Here is a 21250-nt window from a genome sequence, read left to right as displayed (position 1 = left end):
TCATGACTATGATACGAAGAAAGACTTGCAGCATCCGTCGAACGGATAAATGGATTTCCATAGAGTCCGAAGAGGTATGGTATGGTATGTATTTTTCTCGGAAAGGTCATATTGTTCATGCGCCAAGAGACGTCACGCCTGAGTGGATCGGACAGAATGTTCGTCTCGCTCTTCAAACCAGTGAGAGTTTCACTCCCATCGATGGAGGTTCTGTTAATGGGGACGCACTGATCGCCATGAAAGCAGCATCCAACGAACGTCGGCTAGCTTTCTGGGATGAAATTACAGCATCGTATGGTTACAAAAGCCGTGACGTGGCTTGGAAAAAATTTGACCTTGTAGCTGCAGCATGGCGTTTTGAGTTGACGAAAGATATCGAATTGTTAAGCACAAAAAGTTCCCGTGGTGGCGCACATTCGGCGTGGCCCACAAACCGAAATGAGGGCCGTGTTTTTTCTGTTCCAATCGACGCTCCAGACAAGGACATTGGAGAGACAGTATTGAAAGCCTTTGCCAAGTGTGAAGGACCAGGAAAATCTACGGAACCACTGTTTCCTTGATCTCGGCCAAACCAAATTTCCAGATAAAGGGGCAACCGTAGGTAGCGTCTGCAAAGGTCGGATGCTGCCCGCGTTTCCAGCCATGTTGCAGCGATTTTTTGGGAGAGATTACAATCCTGCGAAACGGTTCAAGCTCTTTCAGGGTGAATAATCGCCGCGCTGCTCAATGCGTGAGTTCAACAATAAGGCTCTTTGTCAGAAATCGTATCAGATAGGTGTAGGCACCTTTCCGCGACATGCCAAGTCATGTCGAGAGGCGAACGACTTGCAGATGCCTGTGGATATCTGCAAGGATATCTATGACTTTGTCAGATCGTGACCAGACGAATTTAATCGACCTGTGCCAGATTAGCTTAAGCGCCCATGTCTGCCTGCTCACGCTCGTAAGTTCATCCCTCAGACAGTTTGGGTAGAATGTCCACTCTGATGATTCCCAAGGTGCATCCGTTCTAAAAGCCTTGGTGACAACAAGGGGAGGGGGGGGAGGAAGGATATTCATACGCTGCCAATGTCGAATCAATGTTGTGCACATTGGGGCACGAGTATGACCACCAAAAGCCCCAATTTTCATATTTGCAAAAAATTCATCCGACACTACGAAAACGAAATACCACTTGCAGCAGGGGATTTTTCACCAACAGATCAAGCCTGCGTCATGCCTTGAGGCAAACCGCATCAATCAGAAATTCCTAGATTGCCCATGTATCATCCATAATCCCAATCTTTTATTGCTTCTACCCATTGGAATCGCAGGAATCTCTTAGAGCCGAAAGCGATCAATAGATCCTCAGATCTTCATGGATTGTGGCAATCAACGGTTGGTATAACGCTCTGAAATGAAAAAGGGCGCCAGTGGCGCCCAGATTTGTTTAAATACCTGATAGAAAAGCTTCGATCTGATCAGCCCCCTCATGAGTATAGACTGTTTTCTTGTCTTTTCCGACATATCCCATCCATGGTGTGCGCTTAACACCTTCAGCCCTAACGAAAGCCATATTCGCAGCTAGATAAGAATCAGCTTTAGAAGCGGCCTCTCCAGAAGGATTATGGGATGATGGATGATAACCATCATCCGTGCTGCCTTCTCCAGACATCCAAGCTTCACCTGGGTCATTACGACTCAAGATATCACGGGCAATAGTAGAAGACCCCGGAAGTGCGCCGATCAAAATAACATTAACTGAGATTTTTCCGGTCATGACGAGTTGGGAGATCTTGCCCCAGGCGCGATGACAGTATTGGCATTGCGGGTCAGCAACAAACCACAACACAGGTTTGCCATTGTAACCTATGGAAAGATATTTGGTCTTTTCCATTTCAGACTGGAAATCTGAAGCCTTACGAGTTGTCATAAACGGCTTGGCTAATGACGGATCATTAACAGAAACAGCCGATACAGGTGTAATGTTGTTGTCTATGGCCTGTTTGGCGTCTGAGGGGAGGTTTTTGGTCTCACCTTTTTCTTTCGCCGCCACAAGTCTGGCCCTCAGTGATGCCAACTGTATAGCCGTTACGTTTTCCGGCTGACCATTTGTCAGTCCGTTGCCAACAGACAGCATCACTCCCACTACTGCGCTTTTACCGTCAGGTGTAATGTACATAATAACATCACGGCCTGACTTATCCTCTACCGTATAACCTTCCAATCCAGAAATTGTCGGAGGTAATGAGGTCAGAAACATACCTCTATCTAGAAGGTATTTAATAAATTGCGGCGTTTTGGAAGGATCCTCTGACACTAGCCTGGAAGCTAGTCCTGGAGAGACAAGATCCTTGCCGGCGGGCACATTGGAAGTATTAACCTGTCCTTCCGAACCCGCAGATGGGACAGTGTCCGCAAAGGCATCAAATGAAAAAGTAGCAGCCAGGGCGAGACCGGCCAAAAGGCCTATACGTTTGGACTTCAATCTATCATTCCTTGCCATTTGTGGATGGAAACGAAATCCCATCTCAAAGCTAATTTTTACCTTCTAGATTTAGTTTAGACAAAATTTAGCCTTGCATGAAGGTTTACTGGCCAAATCATCAGGATTGGCCTTGCCACCATATCGAATTAAGAGTTGTAAGGAAAAGTATCATACGCTGCGTTGCCAATAAGGTTTTTATCTGACTTATTTTATCATCTTCTGTAGGCACAGGAATAAAAGTGGCAAAGGCGAAAGAGCGAGCCTGCCATGAAATATCAAAATCATCCATGAGACGTTTGATTTCCGGCACGTCAGTTGGAAGATTGGGCAATTCTAATGCGCCTTGCATCATAGGCCAGACATCCCCTGCGTCCTCTATGGCAAATCGATCAATAGACTGATCCTGCTCTTCATCTGAAGAATAAGGATCAATGAGGTACACGATCTGAGACAGGCCATTATCCAGATCTCGGGGCGATGACACTGCCAGACCAGCGGGGATCGGCCCTGCATTAAATCCTCCTTCCGCCATTAGACGGAGCAGAAATTGCGTAGGGAATGCTCTCGATACCATTGTAGTAATCCCTTTTTGTTCTTTGCATCAAAGTGATGCCAGTATCATCCTGTGTTCAGAAAGAATGAGAAATGGAGGATTTCGATAATGGCAAAGGTTCTTACACCTTCTGACTTGGCTGGAGTTTGTCAGAAAATGATTGATAGCCCGGACGCAACACAGGAACAAAAGAAGAATGCAAGGATGTTTTTGACCGACCTTGAAAACACGATGCGATTTGGGTCAGAAATGCTGGCCCATTCATTGGGTGTTGATTGCAAATCACCTAATATGCAGGTTGATTCAGACTCTCTTGGTTGCGGGTATATTTGTGCAACAATATCTGTTGCGCCCCAAAGTGAAAATGAACCGATCCCCTCCGAATTGAAGGATGTGGACCCAGAAGGGGATTGGGAGCCGTTTGCTTCCCCTTTAGATGCACCTTCTCCTTAACGCATCTTTAGCCTTTGATTGTTTTTTTTAGAGCAAAATATTCTTCAAATCCAATGGCAGCACCTTTGTGTGTGTCGCCAAATTGCGGGAAGTCATGCATCTCTGGAAAAACAAGTGTGCAGACTTCCTCCGCAGAGCGGTAACGAGATTAGATCGGCAATGCTTAAGCGATCTAACACTGTTTATCAGAAGTCTGCGGATGACCCTGATACCAATAAGTCTGCCCCTCGGCGTTCTCTGTCTTCGAAACCAATCCATGTCTCTCCAAACTTTGAAGAAGCATCTCCACGATTGAGGCCGACAAACGCTTTTTCCCGGTCCTTGGCGTCCTAAACCCGAGATCTGTCGAAATTTCAAATCTAGTGCATCCTTCACTTTCGGGTTTGGACTTAAGGACACGTTTCAATGCCGCCAAAACAGACAATTGTCTTTCAGTAAGAGCACGCACAGGTTTGGATTTGTGCCCTCTAACCATAAGTTGGGGGCTTTTAACATCTTGCATAATCGACCTCTGCTCTGACGTTTAGGTTGGGCTAGGTTGGGGTAATTAGTGCATTTCAGCGCTTTTTAGGAGATGAATTCTGGGATTTGACATAGTCGCATTCACGAATTGAACAACATTGGAAGCGACGATCCGTTGATGTTTTTTCACCTGCTTTTGGCTTTCGTTCACGGGTGACGACTTTCCCTTTATGACATTTTGGGCAAGCGTCTCCAGTACCCGGAAGGGGAGGTGGATCTGGCCACTTTGTGAAATCACATTCCTTTTCTGAGCACCCTAGAAATTTCTTTCCTTTGTTTGGACCAGGTTTCGAAATTTCTCTGGTGATCAAATGCCCCTTATGACATTTAGGGCATTGCTGTCCGTCTCCAGCAATTGGCTTTGGCTTTGGCTTTTCTTTTTCCTGAAACTTCACATAGTGGCACTCACCATCCTTGCTGGCCAGAGAGCACGTCAAATAACGTTCAGGGGTTCTTTTGCCTTTCGGTATGAACTCGCGGGTTACAAGTTTCCCCTTATGGCAATTAGGGCATTCTTCACCATTGCCTGGTAGTGGTTGAATAACGTGGAGGCCGCGAAGATTGAGTTTGATATTGGGAGCATCCTTTATGCGCTCCCGGATAGTCCCCATTAGTCTGTCCAGAAAAATTTGAGGCTTAACCTGACCCTGACCAATGGCGCCTAGACCGGCTTCCCATAAGGCGGTCATGCCGAGGCTGTATTCTTCTTCAGGGTAGGACGCTATGAGGGATCTGCCGAATTCAGTGGATACAATCTTGCTCTTGCCTATGCGCGTAAGCATAGGATTTTTGTCTGTTTGTTTCATATTTTTATCTGAACCAGACATACCGAGCAACTTAAGGATGATAGCCGCCCTGGTTGCTTCAGTTCCTATAACGTATCCACCATCCTTAAGTTTCTTGCGGAGGATAGGGTCAGGCTCATGCAGATAAGGCGTCATGCATGCCTTAATGAGAGTTCCATCCGTAAATTCGGGGGGTTTCTTTGTCTCACCTGAGGTTTGCTCCGCTCCAATACTCTCTACCGGATCCCCATTTTTCATGGGCGGGAATATATCTTCAGGCTCCTTATTGTCCTCGTCGTCATCATCGGCGCTGCCCGTGACTTTCCGCCATCCTGGAGACACGGGAACTGATCCACGACCTACAAATGTCTCTCCCTCACATAGGACAGTAAGCACCGTTTGATCGGCTTCAGCCGGAGGGTAGAATTGGCAGATAAACCTTTGAACAATGACATCATAGACCTGCTTCACGTCAGGAGGCAGCTTATTGTATATTTCCTCTGTAAGAGCACCTAGAGGGATAAGGCCATGATGGTCAGTGACCTTTGAATCGTTCCATGCAGGAGATCTGATTTTCAGGTTAACACCAGATGCCAGGCTTTTGAAAGCGGAGCAAGAACTGACGGCTTTCATTGCTGCCGGCACAATATCTTCCGCTAGTGCATTGTTGAGATACTGGCTGGATGTTCTAGGGTAGCTGGCGATTTTGTATTCATCATAAAGCTTGATCGCCACTCCCAAGGTCTCATCTGCAGACATATGGAAACGAGACGAGCATAGAATTTGAAGAGTTGCGAGGCTGAAGGGGAGGGGCTGTGAGGTTTTCTTTCTGGTCTTCTGGAAACTCGTTATTGTGCCTGACTTGCCAGAGGTTTTTGCTATTAGCTCTTTGATAACGTTCTGATCAAGAACTCGGCCTTCAGCGTCAAGATATGCAGCTCCCTTTGGCGGTTGCCACTTGGCTTTGAACTCGCCATTTTCATGTTTGAAATGCCCAACTGATCCAAAGAATTTAACAGGCTTGAAGTTTGCTCGCTCAAGATCTCGGCGCACGACCATGCCCAATATGGGGGTCATCACCCGACCATCACGAATATTTACGTCATATCCCTGTTGTCGGGCTAAAGCTGTGTATAGGCGTGAGAGATTTAGGCCGTAAAGCCAGTCAGCTATCTGTCGCGAACGCGCTTCAAGGAAAACGTTGTAGTATTCCTTATTGGGCTTCATCACCTTCAGAGCAGCAATAAGATCATTTTTCGATAAAGAGGAGCACCAAAGTCGGAGTGTGTTCGGCCCCCATGCATCAAATCCACGCTCGTTAAGAAGTTCATCAACGAGCAGTTGCCCCTCGCGGCCTGCGTCCCCAGAATTGATGACGGTAGTCGCTTGAGATACGAGTTTACTCACCCTGCGAACGGTAGCCTCATAATTGAGAGGGGGCCTACCATCTTTTGGGGGAGGAGGTTTATTTATGTTAATCTTCCAATCAGAAAAACCGACATCAATAGGCAAGAATTCAATATCGCGGTTTTTCCATTTGGGGTTATACTCTTCTGGAGGAGCTGAATCATAGCAATGGCCATATAACCATGCCACACGGTCTTCACCGACCACCCAGCACCCTTCTGAGGTATTCTTTTCAGGACGAGCTCCAGTCATGGCCGCAATAGCTTTTGCGATATCTTCGGCCATTGTGGGCTTTTCTGCTATTACAAGCCTGTTGAACGAAGGCATTCCCGGCAGATCCTGGAGTAGTTACACGGCATAAAACTCAAACAAGGATAGCGAAAAAAAAATCAAACCTTAGAACAAAGGTCAAAATGGCTTCAGTCTAAGCAGGTAAGAGAATATCTCTTTAAAACATTGTCTTGCCGAGAACCTGTCAGGTTAGTAGGATTCAATACGTTTGGGGAGGGGATATGGCTCAGTGGCGAGAAACATTCAGAAGCCCACGGATATGGAAATTAGACGCCCGCGTTGCGCTTTTTGCATTACCTCCGTTGTTGCCCATTTTTCGCAAGCTAACCCTGACAATTATGGTATTCGCCCTAATTACAATCTGGGTGGTCGAGATACGATATAAAATGAATTTTGCCTCTGCTATGAGGTACATAAGATCAAGAATTGCTGGGCGCGTCCGTAAACAAACTTCTCGCAATCTATCTTGGATTGATATGGATATCGCAGAGCTTGATAAAAATATCCGAGAAAAAGTCGAAGAAAAAGAAATAAAAGGGAATTTCTTTGCGCGGATTTTAAGTTCTTTGGGCTTCAAAATTCAATAAAGATATGTCTAGAAAGCTTATCTTTATCCCTCCTGTGTCTGGTTGGACTGAGCCTTACTCTGGAACAGTGCCACAGCAAAGGTCTTTACCTGTTTTTGAGCCAGTTATTGTAAGTCATGTTAAGCAGAAACAGGCCATAATCACCCCACAAAATCCGTCTAATGAAAGTCGAACACAAGAAGAAAGTGGTGTGAGGATACCTAACCTTGCATCACCGCATGTTATTACCCAGCAGAATCAGCCACCCATTGAGCTGACAGATAGTAATATTCGGGATGATGTGACCCACTCAGGGAAAGTATCGATTTTCCTTGAGGACGCCGCTGACCTGCAAATACCTTACTAATCTGCTCAGTTTAAGAAGCAGGGGAAAGTCTCCGATGTCTCGGAATATCCGCAGGAGTGATCCTTATCTTAGTGATCGGAATCAAACGAGGCAGGCCGCCAGAGGGATTGGCGCCCCAACTTTTTTAATCCTTTGTGGGGTAATTTGTTTCGCAGGCTATAAAATCGCTGATAAATTTGCAGGTCCTGATTCACCTATCCGCGTAATACTAACAAATCATATCGATGACATGATGGATGGTGCAAAGGATTGGCTTCGTGAAAGAACAGGGATGGGGAAAGAGGATCGTTTAGAGAAACAGAATACGGATCTTTCCCGGATGGTGCCTGAAAAACCCTCGTACGTTCTTCGTCCGCCTGATGCGATTGATTTTAATGATGGCTAAACATCCCCACTTAACAATCTCCCTGCCCTGAAGGACAGGGCTTTGCTTCGGCAAATTTGGGATGGGTCATAAGCCAAGAGATAGCTGAAATTCAGCCCCCTCATCGTGGCTTGTGATGGGCTCATTAAGCTCCTTAGATGTAAAGAATACCGGTCTTTCCTCATTGATCGGCTCCCTATCAGGGCTTCCTAAAGTCATTTCCTGCAAACTGGTGTGAGGCTTAGATTTGGTCTCACCAGAGAGGTTAGAAAATTTGATTTTCGGTAAAGGGGTTTGGGTTGGCTCAGGTTCATTGATCTTGTGTGCCGCGAGAACAAGATCCCTAACACCAGCCATTTCTCTGTTAACGAGAATATCAGGCGGTACAGAAATATTATTTTCCGTTATCCATTCTGACATAGCTAGTCTTGTTTCTTCTGGAATACGGGGAGTGACGCCTTCCTTGACCTGAGAAATCCATCTTCTGAACCGCTTAGAGTCAGGAAGGCCGGCAGCTATGCGAACCTCAGCGAAGTCCATTTCTCTTTCTGTGCAGGCTTCCATAAATGCGACCAAAAGAGCGGTCTGCTTATCTGCCGGTCTGGTGGATCCATATTCATCTGCAGGAGATGAAATGTAATCATCCATTCGAAGGGCAACCATTTCTGGAATATCAAAATTAACCCCGTAATCAGCCAGGGATATCCACAAGGCAAAACGTCTCATGCCTTCTGGATCTTTAGGGTTAATATCTGCCGTAAGAGCCATAGCCTCAATGGTCTTGCCTTCATGTCGAGCACGATCAAGAAAGCTTTTTGTTATCATCAGACCATCATGCCATCCGGTTCTAGACATCAGATTACCTCATAAAACCAAGCTAGTTTATTAAAGTCATAAGTAACTTGTGATGCATGCAAGTGACACGACATATTTTTCCTTGTCAGTTCCTGACTTCATGCTTTCCCTTGCAAGGATATAATTTAGTATTGGCCTTGATTAACCTTTAAGGCCTTTCCTGAATAAGGAATTCAAAGGCTTTTAATTGCGTCGTGAGTTGGAACATTAAAAGAGGGCTGTGAAGTGAGTTTGCAAGAAAGCGAAGTGGAAACGTGTGCCATAATCAATGCGGAGGGCGTTGCCGGCAGAGTTGGCGAACACTGTGAGAAAACTGATTACAACAAACCTGAAGACACGGTTTGTGTGCCGGGGCATTTCCCAGTTGTCGTAGATAGAAGCCGAGATCAGCTTCTTACACCATTCGGCAAGGTTACACTTCAAACCCGTTATTTGCTGCCTGAAGAAAGCTACCAGGATCTTTTCGGGAGAGTTGCATCATACTATGGCGCCGATATTCACCATGCCCAGAGGATATATGATTACATAAGCCAGCATTGGTTTATGCCAGCCACCCCCATACTATCAAACGGTGGTACAAATCGCGGATTGCCAATTTCCTGCTTCCTGAATGAAGCGAATGACTCTCTGAAAGGGATCGTTGATCTCTGGAATGAAAATGTATGGCTGGCCAGTAAAGGCGGCGGGATCGGTTCATATTGGGGGAATTTGCGATCCATAGGGGAGAACGTCGGAAGGAATGGCAAAACATCCGGTGTCATACCTTTTATTCGCGTGATGGACAGTCTTACCCTCGCGATTTCTCAGGGATCTTTGCGCCGTGGTTCTGCAGCAGTCTATCTGCCCGTCTGGCATCCTGAGATTGAAGAATTCATCGAACTCCGGCGGCCAACAGGAGGTGACCCCAACCGAAAGGCACTCAATTTACATCACGGTGTGCTTGTATCCGATGATTTTATGCGGGCTGTAGAAGCAGATAAACAATGGGCTCTTCTCTCTCCAAAGGATGGGTCTGTTATCCGTAAAGTTTCTGCTCGCTCAATTTGGATACGCATTCTCACAGCCCGGATGGAGCAGGGGGAACCCTATATTGTTTATTCAGATCACGTGAATAATGCGCGTCCTGAACATGCCAAACTTGCCGGATTAGAAGTTAAGACATCCAACCTATGCGCTGAAATCACTCTCCCTACAGGAATTGATCATCACGGAAAGGCACGTACTGCAGTGTGCTGCCTATCCTCTTTGAACCTCGAAACTTGGGAGCAATGGAAAGATAATCCTCAGTTCATTGAGGATGTGATGCTCTTCCTTGATAATGTGCTTCAGGACTTTATCGATAAGGCTCCAGAGGACATGGCGAAGGCAAAATATGCAGCCATGAGAGAACGATCTGTAGGTCTCGGAGTGATGGGGTTCCACTCATTCCTGCAGGCAAAAGGTATCCCTTTTGAGAGCGTAATGGCTAAAGTCTGGAACCGGAAGATATTCAAACATATTCGTGCTGAGGCTGATTTGGCATCTGAAAAAATCGCCGACCTCCGCGGCCCATGCCCTGATGCTCAGGAGTATGGTGTACACACCCGGTTCTCACACAAGATGGCGGTGGCCCCCACAGCTTCAATTTCAATCATTGCCGGCAATGCCAGCCCTGGAATTGAGCCAATCACTGCGAATGTATTCCTCCAGAAAACGCTATCTGGGTCATTCACAGTAAGGAACCGTCACCTTCAGAAGCTACTTGCTTCAAAAGGGAAGGATACTCCAGAGGTTTGGTCACATATAACAATCAATAAAGGCAGTGTTCAGGATCTGGACTTCCTGTCACAAGATGAGAAGGACGTATACAAGACTGCCTTTGAACTGGATCAACGCTGGGTTGTAGAGCATGCAGCAGATAGGCAACCCTTTATTTGCCAGGCCCAGTCCGTAAACCTGTTTTTGCCCGCCAACATTCATAAGAGAGATCTTCACCAGATCCATTACATGGCGTGGAAAAAGGGGATGAAGTCTCTCTATTATTGCCGGTCTCTTTCTATTCAGAGAGCCGACACAGTCAGTAAGCTTGCTTCAAAAGATGACCTCGAAGTGGATGCTTCAAAAGTACATGGTTCTTCAGCCCCGACTACTGACTATGAAGAGTGCTTGTCCTGTCAGTAATAGGTTTGAGGCTTGGGAAGCTAGAATGGTGCTATTCCCAACCTAAAATGATACTCTAAGAAAGAGGGGTGATGAGAATTACCCACTCTTCCTCTTAGAGTAAGCGTTTTTTGGCGTGCACTTTTGAAGCATTATGAATGTTGTACCCCTGCTTCTAAGCATTTAACTTCAACCAATGTACCAACATCCGATCACAGACGGGTGATTCTAAAAGATATTCAGCATCTCTGAGCATAGACTGATTCAAAAGTGCACGCTCATATCCCCAGATCAAGATACCAGATATAGGGGTGTGAACTTTTGAATCAGTTATGAAGATTACGTCGAAGTGTGAACTTTTGAAGCAGTTTTAAGTCTACTCGTTCATTCTCTTTATCGATTCTAGGCTTACGGTGCTTCAAAAGTGCACGGTTTTTGCCCCGCCCCCCACCTTAAGCAAAGCTTAAAATCATCCTACTAGAAGGGGTGAATTGGGGTGTGAACTTTTGAAGCACTGCTCTTTCCGTACCGATATTCAGGCTTCCAGGGTGCAGAAACGGACTTATGGAATAAAAAAACCCGCCCTAGGGTCTAGGGCGGGGTAACAGAATAGGAAGAAGGTAGAGGATTACTTCACGGCATAGATTTGCCGTCTGACTGGAGGGGGAGAGGGGTGAAGGGTTAGCCCGATCTTCCCATCAGTCTCAGTCACGATGGCTTCTGGATAGGCAGCCAATGCGAGTTTCAGATTAGGGATAAAGCGCAATCTAAAGTTGTTCATCTGGCTATAAGCAGTGCCAAACTGCGCTTTCAAACCTTTCCATGTAATTGGTGTCGGCTTATCCAGAGAATGCAGACGGTAGGCCAGCCAGCTATAGATATCCAGAGCCATACTATTGTTGCTTAGAGCTCTGATCGCCGCCTCACGAAATGGCACCGGATGCTTCTTGAGCCCTTCAAAAAACTCAGATGACAATTTTGCTGTAAGCATAAAGACGTCATCAACGGTATCGATATTGGGGTCAGGCTCCAGAAACATGGAACTTTCCATGATCTTTTGACTTGTTATCCCACGAGTACGGCCATTCACTACTTCGAATGATAGTTGGCATCTCGACAGCCTATCAGCTTGCTCTCGCACAGCTTCAAGATTTTTCCCGCCGATAGGAATGCTCATCCTTTTCATCCATGACCTTAAGCTTTTCCCAAGCTCAATATCACGACAATTCGTTCTTATAGCTTCTGATTGCATATAGAGGAGGATCAGTCTTGCCCGACTGCCATAAGGCACCCCAACATGAATAGGGTTCCCCGTAGGTCCTCTCCTCATTCCTGGCTGAATGATCAAGCAGACATGGTCACTATCTATCTGCCAGCCTTTTGAGTCGTCTGCCAATCTTCGATGTGGTAGTGCCGCTTGGCACCACCCTGAGTAGAGGAAACCGATGCGATGGTCTTCATCAGACATGAAGCTAGATGCGGCTTCGATTTCAGGCCTGGGGAAGTCGAGGTTAAAGGCAGCCTGTCGGCCCTGTTCCTCAATCACGTCGTGTATCAAACCCATCGATCAGTCACTCCGAAAATCATCCTCTGCCATTCTGTATTCGCATTTAGCAGCATTTTTCGGGTTCGTCCGTATGCACTTTTGAATCAGCAAGCTACTAGGGAAGATATTTGAAATTAATATATTAGTTTGTGCTACAAAAGTTCACGGGAAAACTCCAATTTTTGGCGGAAAACGTAGTTTTTTAAATCTCTGACTTTTTCAAAAGATCACGGTATCTGATTCAAAAGATCACGTAAGTCTTGTGGATAGGAATCGAACCTGGTTCTGGTCTCTAAAGTTATCCACAGATTCTGATGAAAAGAATCCGTGGAGTCCGCTTTAGACGGTACTTGGGGGCAAAGTGTGAACTTTTGAAGCAGTCTCGTTTCTGGCATCTCAGGTTGCAGTTCAGAGACCGAAAATCAGAAGTGTGAACTTTTGAAGCACTCCATCTGCAAATCAGAGGATTTTTCTCTTTTAATGGATCGATCTTTTCGCAAGGATTGAAAGGCTAACAGGCGACAATCTGCCTTATAAACCGTGATCTTTTGAAAGGTCGGAGGCAGGCCGCGTCAAGTGTTGCGCATTAGATGGCTGTAAATGCTCAATCTCTGAGTCATGAGTTGATAATTGCAGTCGATTTAGAGACGTTAGGAAGCTTCTATGGTTTGCTCGTTGTGTCACGGAAGAGGAAATCTGGTGAACTTTCAGTCACAAAAGACTTCTATTGAGTTCTACACCTGCCCAAGTTGTAGAGGGTTAGGCCTTCGGTATGACGTTACAAACAATCGGCACCTCCAGAAAATCCAACAGAAGTGGTTAAAGGCTGAGTCAGCCAGAGAAGGTTCAGGTTGTGAGATTTAGGTGAACGCAATGGGCAACAGGAGCCAGAAAGCCAGAGATATTCAAGTAGGGGATTTAGTGGCTTTTGCTAAATCAGATCCCAATAAGATCACCTCTCGCCAGACTTATATAGTGGAGGGAGCGTTTGGAGATTGCTCATCCTCACTTGGAGGCTTCTATATAACGGCGGATGATGGGCAAAGGTTCCTGTGTTGCTTTGATGGTGCGCTGTCGAGTTGGATTTTGTTGGAAGGGTATCTTGTCTGCCTCAAATCAGAACGTGGGTCCATTAGAACTCTGTGGCCTTTAAGGAGGAATAAGAGTGGGTGGCATTTTGTTGAGGAAGTAGACGGCCCAAGAAGGGTATCGCATCGGCCTTTCCCGCTATATTGGGACAGCAATAGGCTAATATGGTTGCATAATCCTGGTGAAGTAATAGGCATTCCACCTGAAGGTTTCCCCAGCTCGTGGATATACAAAGGATGCTGTCTTAGTGCAGAAGAAATTAACACGATGCAAAAAATATCCTAGAGACTGCCACGCATGAATTCGCACCACATTATTCTAAATGCCGCAGCGCGCCTCGACATGCAGGCCCCGCGCATTCCCTCAGTCAAATACGGCCAGATCGCACCCGTGATTTTCTCTGACGATGCAGGCAATCCGGCACTCACATTCGCCTTCGCACAAAGTGCCAGCATTACTCTGGTCTCGCTGACCGATAGCACCGACCCCAACAAGGATGACATCACGACATTGGTTGCTCTTTGCGATGTTACGCGCGTGCTTATCCCCTACGCCAAGCGCTTTCCAACGCGATATGGCACAGCAGAACTCACTAGCACCAAAATCCACGAACGCAGCTACACGTTGCGCGTACAGACAGGAGATCAGACAAACCCTGTCATCGAGATGACACTCGAGATCTCCTCAGCCCCCCTTCTCCAGACCGAAACAGAGAAAAAACGGGCCACATTTCGCTACACCCTCACTCAGGGCAAGGAGCGGACATACAGCTATCGGATCGACACTTGCATAGATCGCGAATGTTCGGAGGGCGTGACCCAAACTCTGCGATCATCCCTGTTCGACATCGAATGGCATATGAACAAGATCACATCCCGAGAGATGCACGTTCCCGATCTGGAAAACACCCGGGAATTGAACGCCATCAACCCCAGCCACGACTGGGACATTGCCATTGCTCTTGCCCGTTCCCTGATCAAACACCCGGAAATGTGGCAGACAACGAAACCCGACCACGATTAACCTTTGACGATCTCTTTAAGGGTTGTTCAGTGGAATTCCGAGCGTGTAATCCTCCGCCAACTTTATGCACCTGCTGAGAATTCCCTATTTCTACCGGAAAGGATCAACGACTGATCAGAAAAGCATGCGCTAACGCAGACGCAGGGCTTGTGGGCAGGGAATCATAATCTAATGGAAACGGTTTAAATCAATCGTTACCTTTTTAAGGCCTTTTAATTCAAAAGATCACACTTCATGCGATCTACCAACCAGACACGAACCGAGGCCTCATATGTCATCAGACAATACAAATGCGCAGGCTAAATATTCTAGAGTTAAGGATGGCCTGAAAGATGTAGGTTATCATGTGACCTACTCTGTAATGGCCGCGATAAGAGCTACTATCTATATATTTGGAAAGGCTATTTTAAATATTATAGTATTGGTCTTTGGATTGCTGATAGCAGCGATGTTTTGCGATTATATATATCTTGGCAGTTCGCATGAAAATGTGTTTTTTGGGATATTTATGTCTATTAAGCCATTTATTTCTCCGACCATTTTCTTTGTTTTTATTCTCGTGCTTCTGGATAAGCTTATTTTCGAAAAATATGACGCTCCAATACCAGTTATAGGCGCGGTGGCAGATAAGAACTCTAAATCTGATAAGCCTACGTGTTATGGGAAGACGGCCCCCGGTCAAGTTGCTGCAGAGAACGACTGTGAACATTGCGGTGATCAGGTTAGTTGTTCTGCGGTTTCATCAGAAAATCGGTGAAATTCACGCATAATGCAGGCCGTGGCACATTATGTCGGTCTCAACACCTCAGATCATCAAATTGTTCTTGATGGCTTTCCCTCCGGTTCACTGTGCCGGAGGGAAGGACTAAATTCCGATCACTTTGATCTCCAGATCGGCATGTTTGGAAACGGATATTAAATTTTATTTTTGGTAATCGCTGATTTGTCAAAATCAATATATCCAAATCATTTCAAACCGATATAGTCCAAAACAGGAATTTGATAAGGGTTTAGAGGATTATGGAAATATTATTGAGGAAGCAAACAAGAGATAGAATATTATTTGTATTTATATTCTACATATTATTCACTTTACCAATATTATTGGCGAACGTTTATTATAATGATGACCATGGCCGATCATTATACGGCTCGACATGGAGCAAGAACGGCCGAATATTTTCGACTGTTTTAATGAACCTGTTGGACTTGCGGGTTAGAAACATTCTTGACCTATCTCCCTTAGGGCAAATTATGGGCTTGCTAGTGCTTGCCTGCGCCGCAGTCCTGCTGACCCAAAGACTTACACGATCTCAACGTCCAGGTTGGTTTGCTTTGTCGATGTGTGGCTTTCCTTTAGCTATACAGCCATTTTTTTTGCAAAACCTATCTTATAAATTTGATGCACTTCCGATGCTTATGGCTCAGGCCTTGGCTGTATTCGCTGCCGTGCTGCCATTATCTTGGTCTTGCAGGAAAAGATTTGTAATCTGTTTTGCATTACTTGTCGGGGTTATGGGGTTCTATCAGACAGGCGTTAACACCTATTTGGCATTGGCGATTTTAGTTTTTCTTAGTGACTACGAATATGGAGAAACTGCAAAGGCATGGGGTGATATCGGGATAAAGATTTCATCATTTCTGGTGGCGGCAGTCTTATACAAAGATCTCATTATCCCAGCTACAATTCATGGCCAGTTTGAACGGCATCTAGCCGTTACACTGGATCTGAAAACCTTGCCGTTTCATGAGTTGGGTGAAAATATATACAATATTTTAGCCTTAACTTCTGTACTGCTGACACAAGGCGCCAAGCCCTTATTATTGGGATTGTTTGGGGTGGCAGTTTTCTGTTCTCTCCTAAACGCGGTTAAATATTTTCGCCAAAAGACCATCTCTGATTTTTCCGTCGGTATTTTGTATTGCGCACTTCCAATTGCGCTTTTGACACTTCTCTCCGGGATGCTCCTAATTCTAAAGAACGTAGAATATGTGCCGCGGATTTTGACGTCATTTTCTGCATGTATTATTTTTATTAACCTAGCATTTATGCGAGGCTTCCTAAGGAAGCTTGGATGGGTTCCGCTTATACCATTAGTGTACTATTTTGTTATTTCGTTTAGTTACGGCAATATGCTTGCAGAAAACTCACGATTTGAGTTGTTCCATGTGCAGCGTGTTAGTTCCGCTTTGATGGATATGGGTTATCAAGGTGGTGACAACCTCTTTTTATACGGAGAGGAGCCATTATCTCCAATTGTGAAGAATGCTATCCAAGCTATGCCAATTTTGGGCAAATTAAAGCCTGATCCAGCCATCCATGATGACGAATATTTTGGTTATACCATATTGCGTAGTCGGGGTATCGAAGTGCCTGATCATACATCACAGGATTGGCTACAAGCTAAGGAATGCTTAAACCCATCCTATAAGGTGTATGAAACGGCCGATTTCATGATTTTCAGAAAAGACCACTTTTTTTGCGTTCAAGAGAAGAATAAATCTTCTGAATTGAAAGAGTGAAAGGCATCTAGTCTTTCACTTAGCGCCTTCTCTTTAAAAATACCCCCCTCCGACAGGAAGGGGGCCTCTGAAAACAGAAGTAGACAAGATCTAATGCTGTGTTGCGCGAGAATTGCTCCTCGCCAGCAGGCGACCGACTTCAGTGGGATGGGAGGATCCTTGGCTACTTAATAGTGCATTAAGTTCTTCCAATGCTGCTTCTTTGGCGGCTTCTGCTTTGCGTCCCTTTAACACCCAGGTACTATCCAAGTTTGCTTTGTTGGGTTCTTCTCTTCTGACACTGAGCCAGTTAAAAGAGCCCTCGGCAATGAAATCAGATGTCATAAGTGTTTTGGAGTGCAACAGCTTTATATCGTGAAGCTTTGCGCCTGCGTCTTGGAGTGATTTCCTGAGTTCTGGAGAGGTTCCGTTGCGGTATTCTATGGCGGTTGGTGCACGAGTGACAATATTCACCAATCCACCTCTGGCAACTGCGTTTCGAATACCGTTCTGGATGGCGGGTGAATTTACTGCGGAGGCAGACAGGAACGGTGAAACTATGACGATCTCCTCACCCGGCTTGAGAGATTTTAGAGCCTCATCCAAGAGGGCATGATGTTCATCAGGTGTTGAAATCCTGTGACCACTTAGGACAACAGAGTCTTCTGCTGACCAGTTACCTCTGACACCGCCAAGTTCCTGTCCTTTGGAGAATAGCGCTTTTCCAAGAATACCAAGAGTTGAAGAAGGATTGCGTTCGAAAATCTCCATCGTGCCTATCACAACGAATGAATGAACAGCGCGGGAAATTGCGACATTCAAGAGGCTTTTCTTACTTTCAAGGAAATTCGTATTCGATGTTTTGTCACAGGTAGGGGAGAAGATGACTATGTCACTCTCTGCTCCCTGCATGGCATTTACAGTTCCCACTTTGATTTTGGAGATATTGGACAGGCGGGATTGTTTTCCCAGCATCATCAGAGCGCGCTTGATGCTATCTCTCTGAGGTCCAAAAGGCGTAATGACGGTAACAATTTTCTGGATGGGTTTCTTATAGAATTTCTCCCATTCTACAGCGCTTTCACAGATCCAGTTCGCAATAGCATTGGCTTCGCGCAGATTACGCTGACTGCCTCCAACACGTTCTGCTTTGCCGTTGACATTGGCCCAGGAGAGAGGGGGGAGGGGTGGATCTTCCTTAGGTTCGGCAGTCATTGGCTTGAGCTGCCCTTTATAGACAAGCTCATTGCAGATTTCGATGATATCCTTCCGACAGCGGCGATGTTCTCTAAGGAAAATGCCAGGAACAAGGCTGTTTGGTGATGTGAAGGTTGTTGCTTGCTGCACAACTCTCATGACAGAGCCCATCAAATTCCCATTGCCCGGAGGTGCTGTTACAACTCTAGGATCAATAGGACCGTCATCATCCCAGAAATAAGGTTGCACGCCAGCCTTGCGGGCATTTCCTGTGTCCGTTGCATGGCTGGTCGTGACTACAGGTTCAATCTGGTAAACATCACCCACAACAACCGCCTGCTGCGAGAAGGCCATTCCTGGAACAAGCTGATATGGGGATATCTGACCAGCTTCATCGACAATCAGAAGATCAAAGAAGTCTAGAAGGTATTGATCAACGAATTTATCTCCTTCTCGCTTCCGAAATTTTGGAAGTTTTGGAAGGCTGGACGCGGTGATGATGAAGAGAGGGGTCAGCATGGCCCAGCGACGATACATAGCCTTGATGGCTTTCTCTCCTACGCGGAACGGATAGGCTTTGTTATCGTTTCTACCTATAGCGTCCTGCAGGGCTTCTACCTCCAGTATCCACCGACCTTCCCAATAGCGCAGGGCAAGTTGGAACAGAGCGTAGCGGAGTGTGCGATCAAGAAAATCTTCCACCGCTAGAAGAGATCCATTCCAATTTGGATTTTCCCATGGGCCAGGAACATCAAGCCCGAAAGAAGAAGCCCATTTTGTATTGCTGATTTTCTCCGCAATGGACACCGGTATCATAGTGCGTAGATTAGTGATATTTTGAAGCGCCGAGAGAAGCTTGTTACGTCTGTTTTCTGCTAGATTGTAGGTTGCAAAAGTATATTCGTTGAACGCTTCTTTAGCCTGTGAAAGCGCATCTGACGCATGGGATAACCTTTCGATTATACCCTTCATCTCAACTTCATTTTTTTTGGTGAAGGTTTCTAACCTTCTTTTGGCCTCAGCCAACTGAGCATCAGTATTTTCGGTTAGTTTGTTGATAGTTTCCAACCATTGCTCACGAACTCTGCTCTGGCTTTGCATCAGAGGTCGAAAGTGTTCAGCGTATGCTCCACTGGCTACAAGTTTCTCAACAGAAGGCCATTTTTTGCCAGAGAAAAAATTTGAAAATAGACCTCCCTCCGGTAAGGCTGCTATCAGATCTATAGCATGCTTACCCGCCTCATTCGCTTCTGCTTCTGCTTTGGCAACCTCAGCATCAAGCTTGGCTTTTGAATTGGCAGTATTCTGCTTCGCCTGATGTGCTGCATCCCGACAGGTGATAAAGTGATTTTCCGCAGTCTTTAACTCAGCACGAAGTTCATCCTCCTTCGGCTTTCGCTCGGATATTTTCTGATCGCATTCTTCAATGCAGGTTTTGATCTCTTCGGTAGTACTGCACCCGTTTGCAGCAAACAAATCATGGATAAACTTATTCTGGAGAACAATTAACTGTCCGAGATCGCAGAATGAGGACATAACCTCACGGATTTCATCAATACCATTCTCGATGGAGGTGAGGATATCTACACCCTCAGGACCTTCTTCTCCACATTCTGCTTGTGTCAAAGTGTTAAACAGACGATCTGGTCTAAAGGTCTGATAGAACCCTTTTAACCATGTCTCTCTAGCTTGTTGTGCATCTTCGAGGCTTCTTTCCCTTTCAGGGAAGCCACCCCAATCTTTTGTTTCCAGACTGCGTCCCATTGAGGCGATAAGGTAGCCTGCTTCAATGGCGGATTTCTCCTTTTCCATTGATGGGAAATACAAGCCTAGGGAATCAGCATTTACAATCCATCTTTTGGCCCATGGTCTCACATCCCCTGAATTCATTGCCTTTTTCATAGCGTCAATGATGTTGGTGACAGCCTGATTATTAGTGGATGTGCCAACGATCACTGGAGGTTCATGGTTTTTTATCGCGGAATTTACAAGCTTAGTGGCGACTATGCCCTGAAGCAAAGTTGTCTTGCCTGTTCCGGGCGGCCCATTAACTGCGAGGATTTCGGATTTTTTTAACTCACTGAAAGCCGACATTGCCTCACCTTGAGAGGGAGACATGCCATAAGCGGAGGTCATAGTTCCTCTGGGCATGCTTGCTGCATTCCAGCGCAATGCCTCGGTGACGTCTTTAGGGGTAGTGGAACCGGACAGATAGCGGTCTAAAAGAGGAGTGATGAGACCTTCATCATCAATGATAGTATCGTAAAATTTACGCTGGTGCTGAGTTGCCATCATTCCGATGCTTGATTCAGCCGCTTGCAATGGCACCTTTGGCCAAGGAGTATATTTTTCTGGAAGACCGTGTGCTGTGACAGCATTCCATAAACCGTCACTCCATTCCAATAACGCAGCAAGACTCCCTGTCTTGGGAGGGTTTTCCTCTATCCATGCATCCATAACTGAAACATCACCAATGAGGATGCGTGCATCGGAGGGTTCCAGAAGTTCGCGGTTAATCCAAGGCGGACTGTCTATACAGGGCTTTATTGTTCCGTCTGGCTCTATGCTAAAAAGAGCAGCCATACAAAAAAGGACAGGAGACTTTGTGTTCTGGGCCGCATGGTTGCGTTCACCCAAAAGAACACGAAGACCGGCCATGACAGTAATGGGATCTTCAGGACTCAAGTCTTTGGATTTGGGGTGTTTGAGGCGGAGAATGTCGTTCTGTTGCTTTGGTATAACCCCACGAGAGAGAATATTCCGATCAATGGCGACTAATTCGTCATTCTTGAAGGAAATGCTCATCTGAGCGTCATCCAGAAGAGCTGCACGCCAGTATGAAAGGACAGCATGGTTACTAGGTTTAGACATTCAGGCACCTGTCTATAATTTAGAAATTCAAATTTAATGAGCGTGGTACAGGGTGAAGTGAAAGTCGTAAAGTCTGGAAAGCGTCTTTCTTGTGTAATATGTTACATCTTCTTCGATGCTTTGATGTGCGGCATTAAATTAAAATCAGGTGTTCTTTGCTTAGATCCGAAAGCAATTTTACCAAATGCGCCGTAAATCCCCGTCTCCAAGGCAGGGTTTTACGGCGCGTTGCAGAAGATGGTTTTGGATAAAA

The 21250-nt window shown here is 45.9% G+C and carries 15 protein-coding genes; 9 read left to right on the top strand and 6 right to left on the bottom strand.

Annotation, left to right across the window (positions count from 1 at the left end; genetic code table 11):
- The first annotated feature begins 2 nt into the window (after window positions 1-2).
- Window positions 3-560 (top strand): contact-dependent growth inhibition system immunity protein, encoded by a 558-nt coding sequence (locus tag FCN51_RS01890; protein ID WP_160255918.1) that lies wholly within the window; start codon window positions 3-5, stop codon window positions 558-560.
- 869 nt (window positions 561-1429) lie between these two features.
- On the opposite strand, the gene FCN51_RS01885 is transcribed toward FCN51_RS01890, so the two are convergent.
- On the bottom strand, window positions 1430-2467 hold the full coding sequence (locus FCN51_RS01885) for a thioredoxin fold domain-containing protein (RefSeq protein ID WP_160255917.1): 1038 nt from the start codon (window positions 2465-2467) through the stop codon (window positions 1430-1432).
- A 118-nt stretch (window positions 2468-2585) separates the two neighbouring features.
- Window positions 2586-3041 (bottom strand): hypothetical protein, encoded by a 456-nt coding sequence (locus tag FCN51_RS01880; RefSeq protein ID WP_160255916.1) that lies wholly within the window; start codon window positions 3039-3041, stop codon window positions 2586-2588.
- 87 nt (window positions 3042-3128) lie between these two features.
- On the opposite strand from FCN51_RS01880, the gene FCN51_RS01875 reads away from it, so the two are divergent.
- Window positions 3129-3473, top strand: coding sequence for a hypothetical protein (locus FCN51_RS01875; protein WP_124296370.1), 345 nt, complete (start codon window positions 3129-3131; stop codon window positions 3471-3473).
- A 557-nt stretch (window positions 3474-4030) separates the two neighbouring features.
- On the opposite strand, the gene FCN51_RS01870 is transcribed toward FCN51_RS01875, so the two are convergent.
- Window positions 4031-6472 carry a DNA topoisomerase gene (locus FCN51_RS01870; RefSeq protein WP_160255915.1) on the bottom strand — a complete coding sequence of 814 codons (2442 nt, stop codon included), beginning with the start codon at window positions 6470-6472 and terminating at the stop codon, window positions 4031-4033.
- 227 nt (window positions 6473-6699) lie between these two features.
- Between FCN51_RS01870 and icmT the strand changes: the two genes are divergently transcribed.
- Genes icmT through FCN51_RS01855 form a run of 3 tightly spaced genes read left to right on the top strand, consistent with a single transcriptional unit; the run spans window position 6700 to window position 7796 of the window.
- Entirely contained in the window at window positions 6700-7065 is a 366-nt protein-coding gene (gene icmT, locus FCN51_RS01865) for an IcmT/TraK family protein (RefSeq protein WP_099540246.1), read from the top strand.
- Between the two features lie 4 nt (window positions 7066-7069).
- Window positions 7070-7411: a hypothetical protein gene (locus tag FCN51_RS01860; protein ID WP_160255914.1), complete on the top strand. Its 342-nt coding sequence runs from the start codon at window positions 7070-7072 to the stop codon at window positions 7409-7411.
- Between the two features lie 34 nt (window positions 7412-7445).
- Window positions 7446-7796, top strand: coding sequence for a hypothetical protein (locus tag FCN51_RS01855; RefSeq protein WP_160255913.1), 351 nt, complete (start codon window positions 7446-7448; stop codon window positions 7794-7796).
- Between the two features lie 66 nt (window positions 7797-7862).
- On the opposite strand, the gene FCN51_RS01850 is transcribed toward FCN51_RS01855, so the two are convergent.
- Window positions 7863-8600 (bottom strand): hypothetical protein, encoded by a 738-nt coding sequence (locus FCN51_RS01850; protein ID WP_160255912.1) that lies wholly within the window; start codon window positions 8598-8600, stop codon window positions 7863-7865.
- A 294-nt stretch (window positions 8601-8894) separates the two neighbouring features.
- Here FCN51_RS01850 and FCN51_RS01845 point away from each other — a divergent pair, with 294 nt between their 5' ends.
- Complete coding sequence (locus tag FCN51_RS01845) at window positions 8895-10790, top strand: ribonucleoside-diphosphate reductase subunit alpha (protein WP_236661165.1); 1896 nt, start codon at window positions 8895-8897, stop codon at window positions 10788-10790.
- A gap of 607 nt (window positions 10791-11397) precedes the next feature.
- Here the strand turns inward: FCN51_RS01845 and FCN51_RS01840 are convergent.
- The gene (locus FCN51_RS01840) at window positions 11398-12333 is read right to left on the bottom strand and encodes a replication protein RepA (RefSeq protein WP_160255911.1); all 936 of its coding nucleotides are present in this window, start codon (window positions 12331-12333) and stop codon (window positions 11398-11400) included.
- Window positions 12334-13701: 1368 nt separating this feature from the next.
- Here FCN51_RS01840 and FCN51_RS01835 point away from each other — a divergent pair.
- The 3 genes from FCN51_RS01835 to FCN51_RS01825 all read left to right on the top strand — a co-directional run bounded on the left by FCN51_RS01835 (window position 13702) and on the right by FCN51_RS01825 (window position 16950).
- The gene (locus tag FCN51_RS01835; protein ID WP_160255910.1) at window positions 13702-14427 is read left to right on the top strand and encodes a hypothetical protein; all 726 of its coding nucleotides are present in this window, start codon (window positions 13702-13704) and stop codon (window positions 14425-14427) included.
- Between the two features lie 271 nt (window positions 14428-14698).
- A complete protein-coding gene (locus FCN51_RS01830; RefSeq protein ID WP_160255909.1) occupies window positions 14699-15184 on the top strand; it encodes a hypothetical protein in 486 nt (161 codons plus the stop codon).
- Between the two features lie 263 nt (window positions 15185-15447).
- Window positions 15448-16950, top strand: a complete 1503-nt coding sequence (locus tag FCN51_RS01825) for a glucosyltransferase domain-containing protein (RefSeq protein ID WP_236661141.1) — start codon at window positions 15448-15450, stop codon at window positions 16948-16950.
- A gap of 90 nt (window positions 16951-17040) precedes the next feature.
- Here the strand turns inward: FCN51_RS01825 and FCN51_RS01820 are convergent, their stop codons facing one another.
- Window positions 17041-20931 (bottom strand): AAA domain-containing protein, encoded by a 3891-nt coding sequence (locus FCN51_RS01820; RefSeq protein WP_236661140.1) that lies wholly within the window; start codon window positions 20929-20931, stop codon window positions 17041-17043.
- Window positions 20932-21250 lie beyond the last annotated feature (319 nt).

The organism is Acetobacter pasteurianus, from assembly GCF_009914215.2.
Taxonomy (GTDB): Bacteria; Pseudomonadota; Alphaproteobacteria; order Acetobacterales; family Acetobacteraceae; genus Acetobacter; species Acetobacter pasteurianus.
Note: the sequence above shows the minus strand (reverse complement) of the source record. Positions and strands in the feature narration are given on the sequence as shown.